At 68.4% G+C, this 17,523-nt stretch carries 14 protein-coding genes, 1 tRNA gene and 1 CRISPR repeat array; of the genes, 5 read left to right on the top strand and 10 right to left on the bottom strand.

The genetic code is table 11. From position 1 onward, the window contains the following. Window positions 1-85: 85 nt before the first annotated feature. The gene (gene pyc / locus BOQ54_RS07460; RefSeq protein ID WP_063185853.1) at window positions 86-3,529 is read right to left on the bottom strand and encodes a pyruvate carboxylase; all 3,444 of its coding nucleotides are present in this window, start codon (window positions 3,527-3,529) and stop codon (window positions 86-88) included. 247 nt (window positions 3,530-3,776) lie between these two features. Between pyc and BOQ54_RS07455 the strand changes: the two genes are divergently transcribed. Next, window positions 3,777-3,865: transfer RNA gene (locus BOQ54_RS07455), tRNA-Ser, on the top strand. Window positions 3,866-3,981: 116 nt separating this feature from the next. Further along, window positions 3,982-6,062: a CRISPR direct-repeat array (repeat unit 32 nt; unit sequence GTTTCAATCCGCGCCCCCGCACGGGGAGCGAC). A gap of 383 nt (window positions 6,063-6,445) precedes the next feature. Here the strand turns inward: BOQ54_RS07455 and BOQ54_RS20155 are convergent. The 5 genes from BOQ54_RS20155 to BOQ54_RS07430 form a co-directional block, all read right to left on the bottom strand. After that, on the bottom strand, window positions 6,446-6,775 hold the full coding sequence (locus BOQ54_RS20155) for a hypothetical protein (protein ID WP_055460047.1): 330 nt from the start codon (window positions 6,773-6,775) through the stop codon (window positions 6,446-6,448). 93 nt (window positions 6,776-6,868) lie between these two features. After that, window positions 6,869-7,891 (bottom strand): amino acid ABC transporter substrate-binding protein, encoded by a 1,023-nt coding sequence (locus tag BOQ54_RS07445; RefSeq protein ID WP_071923626.1) that lies wholly within the window; start codon window positions 7,889-7,891, stop codon window positions 6,869-6,871. 23 nt (window positions 7,892-7,914) lie between these two features. Then, window positions 7,915-8,541, bottom strand: a complete 627-nt coding sequence (locus BOQ54_RS07440; RefSeq protein ID WP_432431522.1) for a L,D-transpeptidase — start codon at window positions 8,539-8,541, stop codon at window positions 7,915-7,917. A gap of 44 nt (window positions 8,542-8,585) precedes the next feature. Continuing rightward, the gene (locus BOQ54_RS07435) at window positions 8,586-9,092 is read right to left on the bottom strand and encodes a hypothetical protein (RefSeq protein ID WP_063185716.1); all 507 of its coding nucleotides are present in this window, start codon (window positions 9,090-9,092) and stop codon (window positions 8,586-8,588) included. A 108-nt stretch (window positions 9,093-9,200) separates the two neighbouring features. Further along, entirely contained in the window at window positions 9,201-9,854 is a 654-nt protein-coding gene (locus tag BOQ54_RS07430) for an exopolysaccharide biosynthesis protein (RefSeq protein ID WP_071924430.1), read from the bottom strand. Window positions 9,855-10,105: 251 nt separating this feature from the next. Here BOQ54_RS07430 and osmF point away from each other — a divergent pair, with 251 nt between their 5' ends. The 4 genes from osmF to BOQ54_RS07410 are packed head-to-tail and all read left to right on the top strand — an operon-like array spanning window position 10,106 to window position 13,948. Further along, window positions 10,106-11,011 carry a glycine betaine ABC transporter substrate-binding protein OsmF gene (gene osmF, locus BOQ54_RS07425; protein WP_055460050.1) on the top strand — a complete coding sequence of 302 codons (906 nt, stop codon included), beginning with the start codon at window positions 10,106-10,108 and terminating at the stop codon, window positions 11,009-11,011. Between the two features lie 14 nt (window positions 11,012-11,025). After that, a complete protein-coding gene (locus tag BOQ54_RS07420; RefSeq protein WP_055460051.1) occupies window positions 11,026-12,216 on the top strand; it encodes an ABC transporter permease in 1,191 nt (396 codons plus the stop codon). Then, window positions 12,213-13,199, top strand: coding sequence for an ABC transporter ATP-binding protein (locus BOQ54_RS07415; protein ID WP_063185712.1), 987 nt, complete (start codon window positions 12,213-12,215; stop codon window positions 13,197-13,199). The genes BOQ54_RS07420 and BOQ54_RS07415 overlap by 4 nt, the downstream gene beginning before the upstream one ends. Next, on the top strand, window positions 13,199-13,948 hold the full coding sequence (locus tag BOQ54_RS07410) for an ABC transporter permease (RefSeq protein WP_071923625.1): 750 nt from the start codon (window positions 13,199-13,201) through the stop codon (window positions 13,946-13,948). The genes BOQ54_RS07415 and BOQ54_RS07410 overlap by 1 nt, the downstream gene beginning before the upstream one ends. On the opposite strand, the gene BOQ54_RS07405 is transcribed toward BOQ54_RS07410, so the two are convergent. The 4 genes from BOQ54_RS07405 to fdh3B all read right to left on the bottom strand — a co-directional run bounded on the left by BOQ54_RS07405 (window position 13,930) and on the right by fdh3B (window position 17,515). Further along, window positions 13,930-15,180, bottom strand: a complete 1,251-nt coding sequence (locus tag BOQ54_RS07405; protein ID WP_071923624.1) for a molybdopterin molybdotransferase MoeA — start codon at window positions 15,178-15,180, stop codon at window positions 13,930-13,932. The genes BOQ54_RS07410 and BOQ54_RS07405 overlap by 19 nt on opposite strands. Next, entirely contained in the window at window positions 15,164-15,703 is a 540-nt protein-coding gene (gene mobB, locus BOQ54_RS07400; RefSeq protein ID WP_055460055.1) for a molybdopterin-guanine dinucleotide biosynthesis protein B, read from the bottom strand. The genes BOQ54_RS07405 and mobB overlap by 17 nt, the downstream gene beginning before the upstream one ends. A 146-nt stretch (window positions 15,704-15,849) precedes the next feature. Next, complete coding sequence (locus tag BOQ54_RS07395; protein WP_145979740.1) at window positions 15,850-16,881, bottom strand: formate dehydrogenase subunit gamma; 1,032 nt, start codon at window positions 16,879-16,881, stop codon at window positions 15,850-15,852. Between the two features lie 37 nt (window positions 16,882-16,918). After that, complete coding sequence (gene fdh3B, locus BOQ54_RS07390; RefSeq protein WP_019400967.1) at window positions 16,919-17,515, bottom strand: formate dehydrogenase FDH3 subunit beta; 597 nt, start codon at window positions 17,513-17,515, stop codon at window positions 16,919-16,921. Window positions 17,516-17,523: the final 8 nt, after the last annotated feature.

Raw genomic sequence — 17,523 nt, 5'->3', positions numbered from 1 at the left:
CTCGTCCGTAAGCGTGCTTGCGGCGACAGTCTAATCATAGCCTCGATTCCGGCTTTGCGCGACTGCCTTTTCGCGGGGACCGCCTCTATTCGAAAACGACGAGCAGATCCTTGGCTTCGACAGGTGTGGCGGGCGCCACCACGACCTCGGCGACGCGCCCGTCGCGGCCGGCGTGGATAGCGGTCTCCATCTTCATGGCCTCGATGGTGAGAAGGATGTCGCCGGCCCGGACCTCCTGCCCCGCCTTGACGGCCACCGTGGCGACGGCGCCGGGCATGGGAGCGGCGACATGCTTCTCGTTCGCCTCGTCGGCCTTGCGGCGCACCGGCCGGCTCGCCGCGGCGGCGCGGTTCGGGACTTTGATCATGCGTGGCTGGCCGTTGAGCTCGAAGAAAACCCGTACCTGCCCCTCCTCGTCCGTATCGCCCACGGCCTGCAGGCGGATGACGAGGGTCTTGCCCTTCTCGATGGTGACGGCGATGTCGTCGCCCACCTGCATGCCATAGAAGAAGACCGGCGTCGGCAGGGACGATACGGGTCCATACTTGCGGCTCGCTCCGCAGAACTCGGCGAAGACCTTCGGATACATCAGGAAGGAGGCCAGTTCCCGCTCGCTGACGGCGCGGCCGCAGCGCTTCTCGGCTTCCGCGCGCGCGGCAGAAAGATCGGCCGGCGGCAGCAAGGATCCCGGCCGGGCCGTGGTCGGTGTCTCGCCCTTCAACACCTTGCGCTGCAAGGCCTCGGGCCAGCCGCCGGGCGGCTGGCCGAGGTCGCCGCGCAGCATCTCGACGACCGAAGCCGGAAAGGCGATGTCGCGCTTCTCGTCGAGCACGTCCGCCGGCGTGAGCCCCTGCGCCACCATCATCAGCGCCATGTCGCCGACGACCTTGGACGAGGGCGTGACCTTGACGATGTCGCCGAAGAGGTCGTTGGCCGCCCGGTAGGCCTTGGCCACCTCGTGCCAGCGCGTCTCGAGGCCGAGCGAACGCGCCTGCTCCTTGAGATTGGTGAACTGGCCGCCCGGCATCTCGTGGAGATAGACCTCGGAGGCGCCGGACTTCAGGTCGCTCTCGAAAGCCGCGTATTGGGTGCGCACAGCCTCCCAGTAGAAGCTGAGCTGGCGGATGGCCTCCGGGTCGAGCCCGGTGTCCTCGTCCGTGTGGCGCAGGGCCTCGACGAGCGAGCCGAGGCAGGGCTGGGACGTCGCACCGGACATGGCGTCCATCGCCGCATCGAAGGCATCGACCCCGGCAGCGACCGCCGCCAGCACGCTCGCTGCCGCGATGCCAGAGGTGTCGTGCGTGTGAAGGTGGATCGGCAGGCCGACCTCCTCGCGCAGCGCCTTGACCAGCACCCTGGCCGCCGCGGGCTTCAGCAGCCCCGCCATGTCCTTGATGCCGAGGATGTGGCAGCCGGCCTTCTCAAGGTCCTTCGCGAGGCCAACGTAATAGCTGAGGGAGTACTTGGCGCGGGTAGGGTCGAGGATGTCGCCGGTGTAGCAGATGGCCCCTTCCGCCAGCTTGCCCGCCTCGCCGACGGCGTCGATGGCGACCCGCATGTTCTCGACCCAGTTGAGGCAGTCGAACACGCGGAAGAGGTCCATGCCCGCCTCCGCCGCCTGGCGGACGAAATGGCGCACGACATTGTCGGGATAATTGGTGTAGCCGACGCCGTTCGCCCCGCGCAGCAGCATCTGCAGGAGCACGTTCGGCACCTTCTCGCGCAGCAGTGCGAGACGCTCCCACGGGTCCTCGGTGAGGAAGCGCATGGCGACGTCGAAGGTGGCGCCGCCCCAGCATTCGAGCGAGAAGAGCTGCGGCAGGCCATTGGCATAGGCCTCCGCCGCGCCGGCGATGTCGAAGGTGCGCATGCGCGTGGCAAGGAGCGACTGGTGCGCGTCGCGCATCGTGGTATCCGTGACGAGCGCCCGGCGCTCGGCGCGCATCCACTCGGCAAAGCCTTTCGGTCCCAGGCGGTCGAGCACCCGGCGCGTGCCTTCCACGCCGGACGGCGCCGGAAAGACGGGCGCCTGCGGCGGACGGGCCTCGGCCGGCGGGCGGGCGCGGCCCTTCACCTCCGGATGGCCGTTCACGGTCACGTCGGCGATATAGGTGAGCAGCTTGGTCGCTCGGTCGCGCCGCCGCGGCGCGCTGAAGAGCTCCGGCGTCTCGTCGATGAAGCGGGTGGTGTAGTCGTTGCCGCGGAACTTCGGATGCGACAGCACCGCCTCGAGGAAGAAGAGGTTGGTGGCGACGCCGCGGATGCGGTATTCGCGCAGCGCCCGGTCCATGCGGGCGATGGCCTCGCCCGGCGTCGGCGCCCAAGCCGTCACCTTCTCCAGCATCGGGTCGTAGAAACGGGTGACGACGGCCCCGGAATAGGCCGTGCCGCCGTCGACGCGGATGCCGAAGCCGAAGGCGCCACGGTAGGCGGTGATGCGGCCGTAGTCCGGGATGAAGTTGTTCTCCGGGTTCTCCGTGGTGATGCGGCATTGCAGGGCGTGGCCGTCGAGCACGATCTCGGACTGCGGCGGAATGCCGGTCTCTGCGGCGACGCCCAGCCGCCCGCCCTCGGCAATCCGGATCTGCGCCTTGACGATGTCGAGCCCGGTGACGACCTCGGTTACCGTATGCTCCACCTGGATGCGCGGGTTGACTTCGATGAAGTAGAAGGCGCCCGTGTCGGCATCCATGAGGAACTCGACCGTGCCGGCGCCGACATAATCCGTCGCCCGGCCGATCTTGAGTCCCGCCTCGCACAGGGCGGCGCGGGTCGCCGCGTCGAGATAGGGCGCCGGCGCGCGCTCGATCACCTTCTGATTGCGGCGCTGGATGGAGCAGTCGCGCTCGAAGAGGTGGACGAGGTTGCCGTGCCTGTCGCCGAGGAGTTGCACCTCGACATGGCGGGCGCGGCGCACGAGCTTCTCGAGATAGACCTCGTCCTTGCCGAAGGCGGCCTTCGCCTCGCGCCTCGCGCTCATAACGGCGTCGATGAGCTTGTCCTCGCTCTCGATGGGGCGCATGCCGCGTCCGCCGCCGCCCCAGGAGGCCTTGAGCATCACAGGATAGCCGATCTCGGCGGCAAGGCGCCTGATCTCGGCAGGATCCTCCGGCAGCGGGTCGGTCGCGGGCATCACCGGCACGCCGACCGAAATGGCGAGGTTGCGCGCCGCCACCTTGTTGCCGAGCGTGCGCATCGTTTCGGGCTTCGGCCCGATGAAGACGATACCGGCAGCGGCACAGGCCTCGGCGAATTCCGGGCTTTCGGACAGGAAGCCATAGCCGGGGTGGATGGCGTCGACCCGCGCTTCTTTCGCGACACGGATCACCTCGTCGATCGAAAGATACGCCTCGAGCGGCCCCTTGCCCCTGCCGACCTGATAGGCCTCATCCGCCTTGAAGCGGTGCAGCGAGAGCTTGTCCTCCTCCGCATAGATCGCCACCGTCTGGATGCCGAGTTCCGTCGCCGCCCGAAACACGCGAATGGCGATCTCGGAGCGGTTGGCAACCAACAGGCGCTTGATCTTCATGCAGGCCCCCTCAAACAGCGCAAAGCTCTTTTGCCATACACGCAATGCAGCAGGGCGCAAACAACGGAATCATCATGTCATTTGGCTCCGCGCCCACGCATGCCGCTGCGCTGCAGCATCCCTTCGGCCACGCGCACTCCCCGCCCCTCACCGAGAAAGCAGGCTGGTCGCGGCCCAAAGTGGCGGTGCATGACCCAACTGGCATGTTGACCGGAATCCGCGAAAAGGTTAGGGCTTGGCCGCCGCAGGAGACGTGGCCGAGTGGCTGAAGGCGGCGGTTTGCTAAACCGTTATACGTGGTAACACGTATCAGGGGTTCGAATCCCCTCGTCTCCGCGGAAATCAAGGAAAATCAACGTATTGAAGGCCAGCCCACCGCCCGTGAAGGCTCGCGCGGGGTCGCGGCGATAGCAAGGCAATAAGCACCGGCGCGAGTGCCGGCACCGCCGCGAGTTTCCGTCCGCGCCCCCGCACGGGGAGCGACATGCGACCTCATAGGCGCCGGTCGCGAGCGCCGAGTTTCAATCCGCGCCCCCGCACGGGGAGCGACCTGTATCCCATGCCTCCGAGAAGGATCGATCGGAGTTTCAATCCGCGCCCCCGCACGGGGAGCGACCACCAGATAGGCGGCCACGCCGACGGCAAACGGGTTTCAATCCGCGCCCCCGCACGGGGAGCGACAGTACCGGCGTAACAGCGAGGCGCGCGTCTTCAGGTTTCAATCCGCGCCCCCGCACGGGGAGCGACGATGGTCTGCCGAGCCTGCGAGCAGGCAAGGGCGTTTCAATCCGCGCCCCCGCACGGGGAGCGACGCCACGGCCAACGGCAACGCGCATGTCTGGCTGCGGTTTCAATCCGCGCCCCCGCACGGGGAGCGACCTGACTTGGTGAGCGAGTTGCAGGACGCTCGCTCAGTTTCAATCCGCGCCCCCGCACGGGGAGCGACCGACCTCGTGGAAGAGGTCGGACATGCTGTTGACGTTTCAATCCGCGCCCCCGCACGGGGAGCGACGATCGATTCATTTCTGGCCTCGACCGGCATGAGTGTTTCAATCCGCGCCCCCGCACGGGGAGCGACCCGGCGGCCCGCCTGCGGAGAAACGCCCGATATCGGTTTCAATCCGCGCCCCCGCACGGGGAGCGACTGCCCGGCTCGACGGACTTGAACTGCACGATGCCGTTTCAATCCGCGCCCCCGCACGGGGAGCGACCGCTGGGTCGAAGCCTGCTTCCAGACCTTGCGGAGGTTTCAATCCGCGCCCCCGCACGGGGAGCGACATCTCGCCGAGCTCGACCACCTTGACGGTCTGGGTGTTTCAATCCGCGCCCCCGCACGGGGAGCGACCGCTGCATCCCCAGGCGATCGAGCGCTATCGCCAGTTTCAATCCGCGCCCCCGCACGGGGAGCGACTCAGGCTCGCAAGGCCATCGGCAAGCAAGAGTGGTTTCAATCCGCGCCCCCGCACGGGGAGCGACCTTGTGGTGGGCATCCCTGAATCACGTGCAAAACGTTTCAATCCGCGCCCCCGCACGGGGAGCGACAAGGCCGATCGGCTCACCCTCCACCCGCACAAGGTTTCAATCCGCGCCCCCGCACGGGGAGCGACCTCGTCCCAGCGACATCGATTTCAGCAAATGGATGGTTTCAATCCGCGCCCCCGCACGGGGAGCGACTAAGGCGATCCGGCGTCGAGCAACTTTTGGCGCAGTTTCAATCCGCGCCCCCGCACGGGGAGCGACCGGCTGGCTCGCTTGTCGCTCGCCACCGGCGAGAAGTTTCAATCCGCGCCCCCGCACGGGGAGCGACAACGGGACACGCGCATCAAACGTCGGCTGATCGCGTTTCAATCCGCGCCCCCGCACGGGGAGCGACCAAGGCCGCGACTCTCACCGAGAAGCTCGCCGGCGTTTCAATCCGCGCCCCCGCACGGGGAGCGACCGGCCTTCCGGGAGGACCTTGATCAATCGCTGCAGTTTCAATCCGCGCCCCCGCACGGGGAGCGACCGCGGGTTCGAGCCAACTGCATCGGCCGCCGAAATGTTTCAATCCGCGCCCCCGCACGGGGAGCGACTCGTCACGGCAGCGCATGTCGTGGCCACATCGGAGTTTCAATCCGCGCCCCCGCACGGGGAGCGACTTGAGATTGGCCATGCCGGCACCTCTCGAATGAGTTTCAATCCGCGCCCCCGCACGGGGAGCGACCCGCGGCATTGATGATCGCTTGCCGCAGGTGCTGGTTTCAATCCGCGCCCCCGCACGGGGAGCGACGCGGGACAAACGGCGTCACCTCGACTGTGAAAGAGTTTCAATCCGCGCCCCCGCACGGGGAGCGACAGCAGACGGCATTCGCCGGCCTCACGGACGTGATGTTTCAATCCGCGCCCCCGCACGGGGAGCGACCCTCCGGCCCGTTGGGCCGTCCATTGCGCTCGAAGGTTTCAATCCGCGCCCCCGCACGGGGAGCGACGGTTGCCGTTGAATTTGGCGGCCTGATCCCGGGGTTTCAATCCGCGCCCCCGCACGGGGAGCGACCGCCTCTTCTTAGCCGATTGCAGGAACAAGCAAAATAGAGCCGGAAGCGCGAACCGCGTCGTGCCGCTGCCCAGGAGAGCGAAGCGTTTTCTGCGTGACGATGATGTTTCAACGATGTCAAGGAGCCAGGGAGTGCGCGAACAGGGCCGGTTTTTTCGGCATGCTTGGGGTTCGCGCTTCCGACGCGCAGTTGGTCGTGCTGCGGTTGCGGGTGGCGTCTCGGCCGGGCCAACGCGGCACTGTCGGCCGGTCATCGGCCCTGCCCCCGCCTGCACCCGACGCAGACGCACGCCATGTTATGATCGCGCAAGCCGCCGGCCGGGGTTGAGATCGGGCGGCCGCCATTCGCGCCGTGGGTTCTATCCGTCCGATCGCGCTGCGGGCTATCGCCGCGTGCCGCCACCGTCAAACAGGTGGGGCAGGGCTGCGATCTGGTGTTCCTGCGCCGGGTCCGAACCCGCCCGGGTTTCCGGCCGCGCCCCCCGCCTCGCCCTCGCATGCCTCACGAGAGCAAGGCCAAGAGCGCTTGTCAGGCCACCGCAGAAGGCGAGGTACATGGCCACGGCTTCGGCGCCCGAGACAGTCGAGGTGAGCCATGCCGCGCAGGCCGCAAGGCCGGCGAGGCCGCTCGTGACGATCCAGGCGGGAGCACAGGTGAAGATACCGGTCAAGAAGCCGCCACAAGCGGCCAGTGCGGCAAGAAGAATGAACATCGGCTATCCTGGCAAGGCAATGAGCAATTAGAAACGATTGATCTCAAAATCCGTCCCCCAACGGGGATGGTCCGGGTGAACATGCCTCCTCGTTTACCTGAGCGGTGGCGCGTACTGGATTCCCCCCAGGCTCCAGAGCTGGTTGATGCCGCGCGGGATGCCGAGCTTCGAGCCGACGCCGACGTTGCGCTCGTAGACCTCACCGTAGTTGCCCACAGCGCGGACGATGCGGACCACCCAGTCGTTGGTGAGGCCGAGCTTCTCACCGAAGCCGCCTTCCGTGCCGACGAGACGCCGCACGTCGGGTTTGCTCGAACGGAGCGCTTCGTCGATGCGCGTCGACGACACGCCAAGCTCCTCGGCGTTGAGCATGGCGAAGCTCACCCATTTCACAATGGTGAACCAGACCATGTCGTCACTGCGGACGGCGGGCGCGAGCGGCTCCTTCGAGATGATGTCCGGCAGGACGGAGTGGTCGGACGGGTTCTCGAGCGCCAGTCGCTCGGCGTGCAGCTGCGACACATCGCTCGAGATGGCCGTGCAGCCCCCCTCGCTGTAGGTCCTCACGGCCTCCTCGGGCGAGGAGACGACCACGGTCTCGAGCGTCATGCCGTTGGCATCGGAAAAGTCGCGCAGGTTGACCTCGCTCGTCGTGCCCGCCTGCACGCAGACCTTCATCCCGTTCATTTCCAGCGCGGAGCCGATGGCGCGCGCCTTGGGCACGAGGAAACCCTGGCCGTCGTAATAATTCACGGCGGTGAAGACGATGCCGTGGTCCACCTCGCGTCCCAGCGTCCAGGTGGAATTGCGCGAGAGAACGTCCATCTTGCCGCTCTTCAGCGCCTCGAAGCGCTCCGCCGCCGAGAGGGGGACGAACTCCACCTTGGCAGGGTCGTCGAAGATCGCCGCCGCGATGGCGCGGCAGAAGTCGACGTCGAAGCCGCTCCATTGCTCCTTGCCGTCCCGGGCAGAGAAACCCATGAGGCCCTGGCTGACGCCGCAGACAAGCTTGCCGCGCTGCTTGACCGTGTCGAGCGTACCGGCTGCCGCCGGTGCCGCGAGCGCTGCTGCCGCCACAAAACCGGCGGCCGCGGCCGCATTTGCGATGACGCGCATTCCCTTCCCCCTGCCCTGCCCCGTCACAGCTTCGCGGCGTGGCGGACGATGACCTTGGTGCCCACCGGCACCCGTTCATAAAGATCGACGATGTCGTTGTTGACGAGACGGAAGCAGCCGGATGACACGGCATGGCCGATCGTCTGCGGCTGGTTGGTGCCGTGGATGCGATAGACGGTGGCGCCGAGATAGAGTGCCCGGGCACCCATGGGATTGCCGGGGCCGCCGGCCATGAAGCGCGGCAGATAGGGCTGGCGCTGGATCATCTCCGGCGGCGGGCGCCAGTCCGGCCATTCCTGCTTGCGCGAGATCTGCAGCAGGCCCGACCACTGGAAGCCCTCGCGGCCGACGCCGATGCCGTAACGCATGGCGCGGTTGTTACCCTCTACGAGATAGAGGAAGCGTTCCGACGTGTGGATGATGATGGTGCCGGGCGCCTCCGTCGTGCGGAAGAAGACGAGCTGGCGCTCGAAGGGCCCGGAGAGGATCTCGTCGGCCTCGTCGGGCACGAAGCCCGGTTGATCCTCAATCTCCATGACGCCCCGTTGCACTTGCGCCACCGCAGGGACTGCGACCGCCACCGCCAGGACCAGCCCCACGAGCACCCCAAACAACCGCTGGAGGAGAACGTCCGTTTCCGGCATCGCCATCACCTCGCTTGTTCGTGGCGCGCGCAGCCGCGCCGCTGTTGCTCTCACCCCGCCGTCGTTCTTGCGCTCCGCGGCGCGCAATTGACATAGACCATCGTGCCGTAGCGGGACGAGACGTCCGGATCGACCCACTGCACGGTGAAGCTCGTATCGTCGACGGCGATGATCTCCATGTCCGTCAGGTCACCGGCCGGCCGCTCGCCCGGGCCGATGAAGGTGCGGCCCTCGCGCGTCGTCTTGACGAGGAGTTCGCGCGGCTCCTTCTCGTCGGCGAGGTTCATGATCACGCCGCCGTCGGCCCCCGCCTTGATGACATAGGGATTGCGGCACTGAGCGCGCGCTTCCTTGACCGTGCGGTCGCGGTCGGTGTCGCGGTGATAGGAACCGAGGCCCCAGCGGCCCACCAATTGCTCCGCCGTCACCGGTGGCAGGGCCGGCGTGGTCACGGCGGGCGAGACGACGTCATCGCCCGCGCAGCCGGCAAGCAGCGCCGCGCCGGTAATCCAGAAAGCCGTTGACAGATACGCCCGACGCTCGATCGCAAAACCCATGGCATTCCCCCCTTTGCCAGGTTGCGCAGCCGCGGGCCGAGCCGGCGGCGGCAAGAGCATCACGACGAAAGGACGGTGGGTCAAGCCGCTTGGCGTGCAAGGGGTGGATCAGAACGGCCAGAGATGCGTGAAGAAGGCGGCGGCGGCAGCAACGAGCGCCGTCGAGATGGCGGCCAGCACGGCAAGGCTCGCGAGCTTGCCCAGCCAGCCGACGGCGACCGCGATGCCGTCGCGCTCCATGAGCCCGATAGCGAAGGCCGAGATGGCGAAGGCCGGCAGCATGTTGCCGAAGGGGATCGGCAGGAAGAGGATGATCGCGAGGATGAGGCAGGCGCCGCCAATGATGCGGTCGTGCATCGGGTTGAAGAGGCCGGTCAGGCGCGGCTGCAGCATGCGCTCGAACCGCGTCAGATGCGGCAGCAGCTTGTCGGCCATGGCGGCGAAATCGTTGCGCGCCAGCGAGCGCTCCGTGATGAACTGCGGCAGCCACAGCACCGGCCGGCCGAGCATGAGCTGCGCCGCGATGAACAGAAGCGGAGCGCCGAGCACGGACGAGGTGCCGGGCGGCAGCGGCAGCACATTCGGCACCGCGAAGATGAGCATCAATGCGCCAAAGGCCCGGTCGCCGAAGGCATCGAGAATGTCGGCGACGCGCACCCGCTCGGATGGGAAGGCCGCGAGATCCCGCAGCACCTCCGAGAAACGGCGGCGCGGGCGCGCCACCCCAAACACGACCGGCATACGATTCGTATCGTCCAGCATGCGAATTCCGGCAACGAGGCCCGGCATGCGGGCGCTACGAAGGACAGATGGGGTCCACGTCGTCAACGACAACGGCACGCCACATCTGGACGAACATCAAGGACGAATCATGACAGCGTGCGTATCGTGCGGCCTGCGGCTGCGCGCTGCGCCATGCACGCGCCGGGACATTGATGCATCGGCACGGCTCGCCCTATGCTGTCGACCATGAGGCGCGTCACGGCTCGCGCATTCGGAAGGGGGACGCTTCCATGAAGAAGACGGTCCTGGCCGCCGTCGCGGTCATTGCCATGGCAACGGGCACAGCGCGCGCCGACGTCGTCGTCGCATCGAAGATCGACACGGAGGGCAGCTTGCTCGGCGCGATGATCCGCCTCGTGCTGCAGGAGAACGGCATCCCTGTCGTCGACCGGGTCTCGCTCGGGGCGACGCCCGTGGTGCGCGCCGCGATCAGGGCAGGCGAGATCGACATCTACCCGGAGTACACCGGTAATGCCGGCTTCTTCTACAACATGGCCGACAGCGACGTCTGGAAGGACGCAGCCAAGGGCTATGCCGAGGCGAAGAAGCGCGACTATGACGCCGAAAAGATCGTTTGGCTGACGCCGGCCCCGGCCAACAACACCTGGGCGATCGCCGTGCGTGGCGACCTCGCGGCGGCAGAGAAGCTCGCGACGATGTCGGACTTCGGTGCCTATGTGGCGAAGGGCGGCACGGTGAAGCTCGCCGCCTCGGCCGAGTTCGTCAACTCGGCCGCGGCCCTGCCCGCCTTCCAGAAGGCCTATGGCTTTACCCTGAAGTCCGACCAGTTGCTGACGCTCGCCGGCGGCGACACGGCCGCCACGATCAAGGCGGCGGCCGAGGGGACGGACGGCACCAATGCCGCCATGGTCTATGGCACGGACGGCGCCATCGCCGAGGTCGGCCTCGTCGTCATGACGGACGACAAGGGCGTGCAGCCGGTCTATCAACCGGCGCCGATCATCCGCGAGGCGGTGCTGAAGCAATATCCGCAGATCGAGGAGTTGCTTGAACCGGTGTTCGCCTCGCTCGACCTCGAGACGCTGCAGAAGCTCAACGGGCGCATCGCCGTCGGCGGCGAGAACGCCGGTGCTGTGGCGAAGGACTACCTGACGAGCAAGGGCCTCCTGAAGTAGCGGGCCGCCCTCGCGTGACGGAAGAGCCGACAGCGCGCCCGGTGCCGACGGGAGCCGCCGCGGAGGGACGCGGCCTTGCGCGGCTGTGCGCCGTCGCGGCGCTCCTCGCCGTCGCGTTTGCGCCCTTCCTCGCGCTGCAGCCCAACCGGATCGTCTCGGGCGAGGGCTTCTCCCTGCCCGCACTGCCAGCCGCATGGCTCGGACTGCCGCTTGCCGCCGTCCTCACGGCCTGCGCCCTCGTCGCGGCGCTCGCGCATCATGCCGCCGTGCAGGCCTTGGCCGGAGCGGCCGGCGCGCTCGCCGCCCTCCTCGGCGCCGGCCTTGCGGCGACGGCCCTGCTGCCGGCGGGCGCGACGCTGGCGCGCGTCTCCCTCGGCTCCGGCTTCTGGCTCACCACCGGCGCCTTCGGACTGATCCTCGCCGATGCGCTCGTCAAGCTGCGCGGCGGGCCGCTGGCGCGCATCACGCTCGCCTTCGCCGCCGTCGGGGCGGTGCTCGCCGTGCTGGCGGCGGGGCTGTGGAACGACCTGTCGATCATGCGCGAATACGCGGCCAACCGCGACAGCTTCTGGCAGCAAGGGGCGCGCCATCTCGTGCTCGTTGGCGGCAGCCTCGCGCCGGCGCTGCTGCTCGGCATCCCGCTCGGCTATCTATGCCACCGCCTTGCCGCGGCGCGGGGAGCCGTGCTCGCGGTGCTGTCGGTCATCCAGACCGTGCCGAGCATCGCCATGTTCGGCCTGATGATGGCCCCGCTCGCCGCGCTCGCCGCCGCCTATCCCGCGCTCGGCGCTGCCGGCATCCGCGGCATCGGCCTGACGCCCGCCCTCCTTGCGCTGTTCCTCTATTCGCTGCTGCCTGTCGTCGCCAATACGGTGGCGGGCTTCGCGGCCGTTCCGCCGGCGGTGGTGGAAGCGGCGCGCGGCATGGGCATGGGGCCCTTGCGGCGCCTCGCCGGCGTCGAATGGCCGCTCGCCTTCCCCGTCATCGTCACGGGCGTGCGCATCGTGCTGGTGCAGAACATCGGCCTTGCGGCGGTCGCGGCGCTGATCGGGGCCGGCGGCTTCGGCACCTTCGTCTTCCGCGGCATGGGGCAGACCGCCATGGACCTCGTGCTGCTCGGCGCTGTGCCCATCGTCATTCTCGCCTTCCTTGCCGCCGTCGTGCTCGATGCGGTCGCGGGCCGTGCGCGAGGGAGGGCGGCATGATCACGGTCGAGGGACTGACGAAGAGCTTCGGGCCGGTCCGAGCGGTTGACGGCATCTCCTTCGAGCTCGCCGAGGGCGAGGCGCTGGCGCTCATCGGCCCGTCCGGCTGCGGCAAGTCGACGACGCTGCGCATGATCAATCGCCTCATCGAGCCGAGCGCCGGGCGTGTCCTGATCGATGGCGTCGACACGACGGGCATTCCACCGGCGACGCTCAGGCTGCGCATGGGCTACGCCATCCAGGGCATCGGCCTCTTCCCCCACCGTACCGTCGCCCAGAACATTGCCACCGTGCCGCGTCTGCTCGGCTGGCCGCGCCCACGCATCGCGGCCCGCGTCGCGGAACTGCTCGAGCTCTTCGGCCTACCGCCTGCCATCTTCGCACGCAAATATCCGCACGAACTGTCGGGCGGCCAGCAGCAGCGCGTCGGCGTGGCACGGGCCATGGCGGGCAAGCCCGCCGTGCTGCTGATGGATGAGCCCTTCGGCGCGCTCGACCCCATCACCCGCACGCGCCTGCAGGACGAGTTCCTCGCCATCCGCCGGCGCATGGGCACGACCGTGCTGCTCGTCACACACGACATGGATGAGGCCTTCAAACTCGCCGACCGGCTGGCGGTGATGGAGAGGGGGCGCATCGTGCAGCTCGACGCGCCGGAGAGCCTTCTGCGCCGGCCGGCGAGCGCCTTCGTCGAGTCGCTGATCGGTAGCGAGGATCGTGGGCTGAAGCTGCTCTCCCTCGCCGGCGTCACCGCTTTGATGGGGCCTGCGATGGACTGGATGCCGATAGGCGACGGCACCTTCCGCAAGGCGGGCGCAAACGTATCCCTCGCCCCCCTCTCCGCCTCGGCGAGCCTGCGCGAGGCGGCGTCGCGCCTCGTCTTCGCCGGCGTCGACGAGTTGCCCGTCATCGACGAGGCCGGAGCGATCGTCGGCGTGATCGACATGGAGCGGATCATCGCCTTCGGCGGAGGCAGCCGGTGATGGCGCAGCGGCGGGGCCTCCTGCGGATCGTGGCGGCCGGGATCGCCGTCGCGCTCTTTTCCATCATGGTACTCGTCCCGCGGGCCTTCGAGCGGCCGCTCGCGGCGCTGGCGAAATTCGGCCAGCCGGCGATCTACGACCGCGACAGCATCCTGGCGCTGACCCTCTCGCATATCGGCCTCGTCATCGCGGCGAGCCTTGCAGCGCTCGTCATCGCGCTCGCCATCGGCATCTTCGTGACCCGCCCGGCCGGCGCGCAATATCTGCCGCTCGCCCGCGCCGTCGCCAATCTCGGGCAGACCTTTCCGCCCATCGCCATGCTCGCGGTCGCCGTGCCGCTTACCGGCTTCGGCGCGCGGCCGACGCTCGTCGCGCTCTTCGCCTACGGGCTCCTGCCGATCTTCGAGAATACCATCGCCGGGCTGAAGGACGTCTCGCCGCAGGTGGTCGAGGCGGCGCGCGGCATGGGCATGACGGGCCGGCGCATCCTCAGGGAGATCGAGCTGCCGCTGGCGCTGCCGGTGATCATCGCGGGCTTCCGCGTCTCGATCATCGTCAGCATCGGCACGGCGACGATCGGCTCCACGGTCGGCGCACGGGGCCTCGGCGAGATCATCATCGCCGGGCTGCAGGCGGACAACCTCGCCTATGTGCTGCAGGGCGGCGTGCTCGTCGCCATGCTCGCCATCCTCGTCGACCTCGGCCTCGGCTTCCTCGAGCGGCGGGCGCGTCAGCCGAGGAGCGCGTAGGGATAGACGTCGACCCTGTCGCCTTCGGCAAGGTCTGTCATGTCCTCGGGCAGTGCCGCGAGGCCGTCCGTCTCGGTGAGCGAGGTCAGGACGCCGGCACCGTCGCGCGGGTATTTCACCGCCTCGTATGTGCCGTCTCCTCCCCGCCGCAGGCTGACGCGCACGAACTCGCGCCGCCCGGCCTTCTTGCGATAGGCGAAGGCGGCCCGTGCCGGGATGGCGAGCGGGCGCGGTAGCTCCGCGCCCATCAGCCGGGCGAGAAGCGGGCGCACCACGAAGGTGAAGGTGACATAGACGGCAACGGGATTGCCCGGCAGGCCGACGAAGGGCGTGCCGGCGATGACGCCCATGGCGACCGGCCGGCCCGGCTTGATGGCGAGGCGCCAGAAGACGAGCCGGCCCGCCGCCTCCACCGCCGCCCGGACATGGTCCTCCTCCCCCGTCGAGACACCGCCCGAGGTGAGGATCAGGTCATGCTCCCCGCTCGCAGCCGCGAGCGCCTCGCGCAGGCGCTCCGGCTCGTCGCGCAGCACGCCGAGGTCCGACACCGCGACACCCAGCCGGCCGAGCAAGGCGATGAGGGCGAAGCGGTTCGAATCGTAGATGCCGGCCGTGGGCAGCGGCTCGCCCGGTTCCACCAACTCGTTGCCCGTGGAGAAGACGGCAACCCGCAGCGGCCGACGTACCGGCAGGCTCGCATGGCCGACGGCCGCCGCGAGCGCGAGGTCCTGCGGCCTGAGGAGCCGGCCCGCCGGCAGCGCCACCGCGCCGCGCGCAATGTCCTCGCCCGCCTTCCGGCAATTGGCGCCGCGCTTCAGCCCCGACGGCAGGACGACCGTCCCGCCATCGAGCGTCACGTCCTCCTGCATGAAGACGGTGTCGGCCCCGGCGGGCATCAGCGCGCCCGTGAAGATGCGCACGGCATGGCCGGGGGGTATGGCGGCCGCGGCACTGCCGGCGATCACCCGCCCGGCGGCCGGCAGGCGCGTCTCGCCCTCGCGCGCAAGGTCGTCATAGCGCACGGCCCAGCCGTCGACGGCGGAATTGTCGAAAGGTGGTAGATCGACGAGCGCCGGCACATCGCGCGCCAGCACGCGGCCCTCGGCGCTGCGCACCAGCACATCCTCGATGCCGTCGACGGGCGCGATGCGCTCGCCGATCAGCGCCAGCGCCTCCTCGACGGACATCAGCGGCCCGCCGAAGGCGAAGCAGTCGTCACTCAGCTGGGCCATGCGCGGAAAGCCTCTCCATCAGCCGCTCCACGGGCTCGGCATGGGCCAAGACGACATCGGCGATCGTTTCGATGTCGTCGATGTCGATGACCGGGCGCCCTGCATCGGGCAGGGCAACGTCGCTCGCCACGGCGACGATGCGGCCGTCGTCGGGATGGAGCGGCGGCTTGCCGTTGGCCTTGCGGTAGACCTCCACCTTGACGTGCTCCTCGCGCTTGAAGCCCTCGACGAGGAGGATATCGCAATCGTCGATCAGCGCCACGAGCTCGGCGAGCCGCGGCTCGCGCTCGTCCCTCAATTCGCGCATCAGTGCCCAGCGCCGGCGCGAGGCCACCAGCACCTCGCGCGCGCCGGCCTGCCGGTGCAGGAAGGAATCCTTGCCCGGCCTGTCGACATCGAAGGCGTGATGCGCATGTTTGATGGTCGAGACGCTGAGCCCGCGGGCGACGAGAACCGGGATGAGGCGGGTGAGAAGGGTCGTCTTGCCGGAGCCGCTCCAGCCGGCGAGGCCAATGACACGCATTGAGAAATCGATCCGGACACGAGAAAGCCGGATGCCCCTTGCGAAGCATCCGGCCCGACTGTGCACAAGGCGACGGGGTGCGTCGAGCCCTTCTTCCCCCTCCCCGCCACCCCGTGGGGGAGGGAGAGAGGCCTCGGTCGTTAGCCCTATTCCGCCGGCACGGCCGTCGGCGGCACGCCGTGCTTGCCGTCGGCCGTGGCCTTGCGCTCCTCCTCGGCGACCCAGAGGCTGTGATGCTGACGCGCCCAGTTGAGGTCGACCTCGCCGTTGCCCATGGCGTCAAAGGCGCCCTCCATGCCGAGCGTGCCGATATAGATGTGGCCAAGAATTACGGCCGTAAGGAGCACGCCAAGGAGGCCGTGCACCACCTGCGCCGTCTGCATGCCGGCGATGGTCGTGCCGTAGAACGGGAACAGCAGGACATAGCCGCTGACCGCGATGGCGGCACCGACGAGGATGACGAGCCAGAACAGCACCTTCTGGCCGCCATTGAACTTGCCGGCCGGTGGATGCGCCTTGCCGACGATGCCTCCTCCCTGGGCGAACCACGTGATGTCGACGCGGCTCGGGATATTGCGCAGCGCCCAGATGAAGAACATCAGCACCAGCCCCAGCGTGAAGGGGAAGCTGAGATAGTTGTGAGCGTATTTGGCAGCCATCGAGAAAGTGGAGAAGGCCTCCGGCCCGATGAGCGGCAGCAGCAGCGACTTGCCGAAGGCGACGTTGAGGCCGGACAGCGCGAGGATGACGAAGCAGCTCGCCGTCAGCCAGTGCACGAAGCGCTCGAACCACCTGAAGCGCACGATGGTGCGGCCCGACGGTCCGGCCTCCGTGCGAATGCGCCCGCGCACCAGAAAGAAGACCGCGAGCACCGCGAGCATGCCGAGGATGGCGATGCCGCCGATCCAGGCTAGCGTGCGCTCGTGATAGGCCCGCCATTCCTGCCCTTCGACCTGGATCAGCGTCGCCGCCTTCCGGTCGGGGATCGACACGCGGCCGGTGACCCGGTCGAGTGCCTGCATGAGCTGCTCTTCCCTCACCGCCTCGGTCGTCGGATTGACCTGGGCGAAAGCGGAGCCCGTCGCCGCGGGCAGCGCAAGGAGCAGCGCCATCAGCATCGTCAGTGCCGCGGCGATGCTGCGGGCCGACCAGCGCCGATCGTGTCCTGTGCGGGTCATGGCTCGTTCCTCCCCTCCCGTCGGCCGCTCGGCCCGATCAGACGTCGATCGTCTCGCGATAGGCCGTCTTCCAGCCCCAGGCGCCGGAGCCGTAGCCACGCTTGAGCACGCGTTCCTTGTAGATGGCGGCAATGATCTCGCCGTCGCCGGCGAGCAACGACTTTGTCGAGCACATCTCGGCGCAGAGCGGCAGCTTGCCCTCGGCGATGCGGTTCGCGCCGTATTTCTGGTACTCGGCGGCAGTCAGGTCCGGCTCGGGGCCGCCGGCGCAGTAGGTGCACTTGTCCATCTTGCCGCGCGAGCCGAAATTGCCGACGCGCGGATATTGCGGCGCGCCGAACGGGCAGGCGTAGAAGCAATAACCGCAGCCGATGCACAGATCCTTCGAATGCAGCACGATGCCGTCGGCCGTGTTGTAGAAGCAGTCGACCGGACAGACGGCCTTGCAGGGCGCGTCCGTGCAATGCATGCAGGCCATGGAGATCGACCTCTCGCCCGGCTTGCCATCGTTGATGGTGACGACGCGCCGGCGGTTGATGCCCCAGGGCACCTCGTTCTCGTTCTTGCAGGCGGTCACGCAGGCGTTGCACTCGATGCAACGGTCGGCGTCGCAGAGGAATTTCAAACGGGCCATTTCATCCT

The sequence above is a fragment of the Chelatococcus daeguensis genome, from assembly GCF_001887265.1.
GTDB classification, from domain to species: Bacteria; Pseudomonadota; Alphaproteobacteria; order Rhizobiales; family Beijerinckiaceae; genus Chelatococcus_A; species Chelatococcus_A sambhunathii.
Note: the sequence above shows the minus strand (reverse complement) of the source record. Positions and strands in the feature narration are given on the sequence as shown.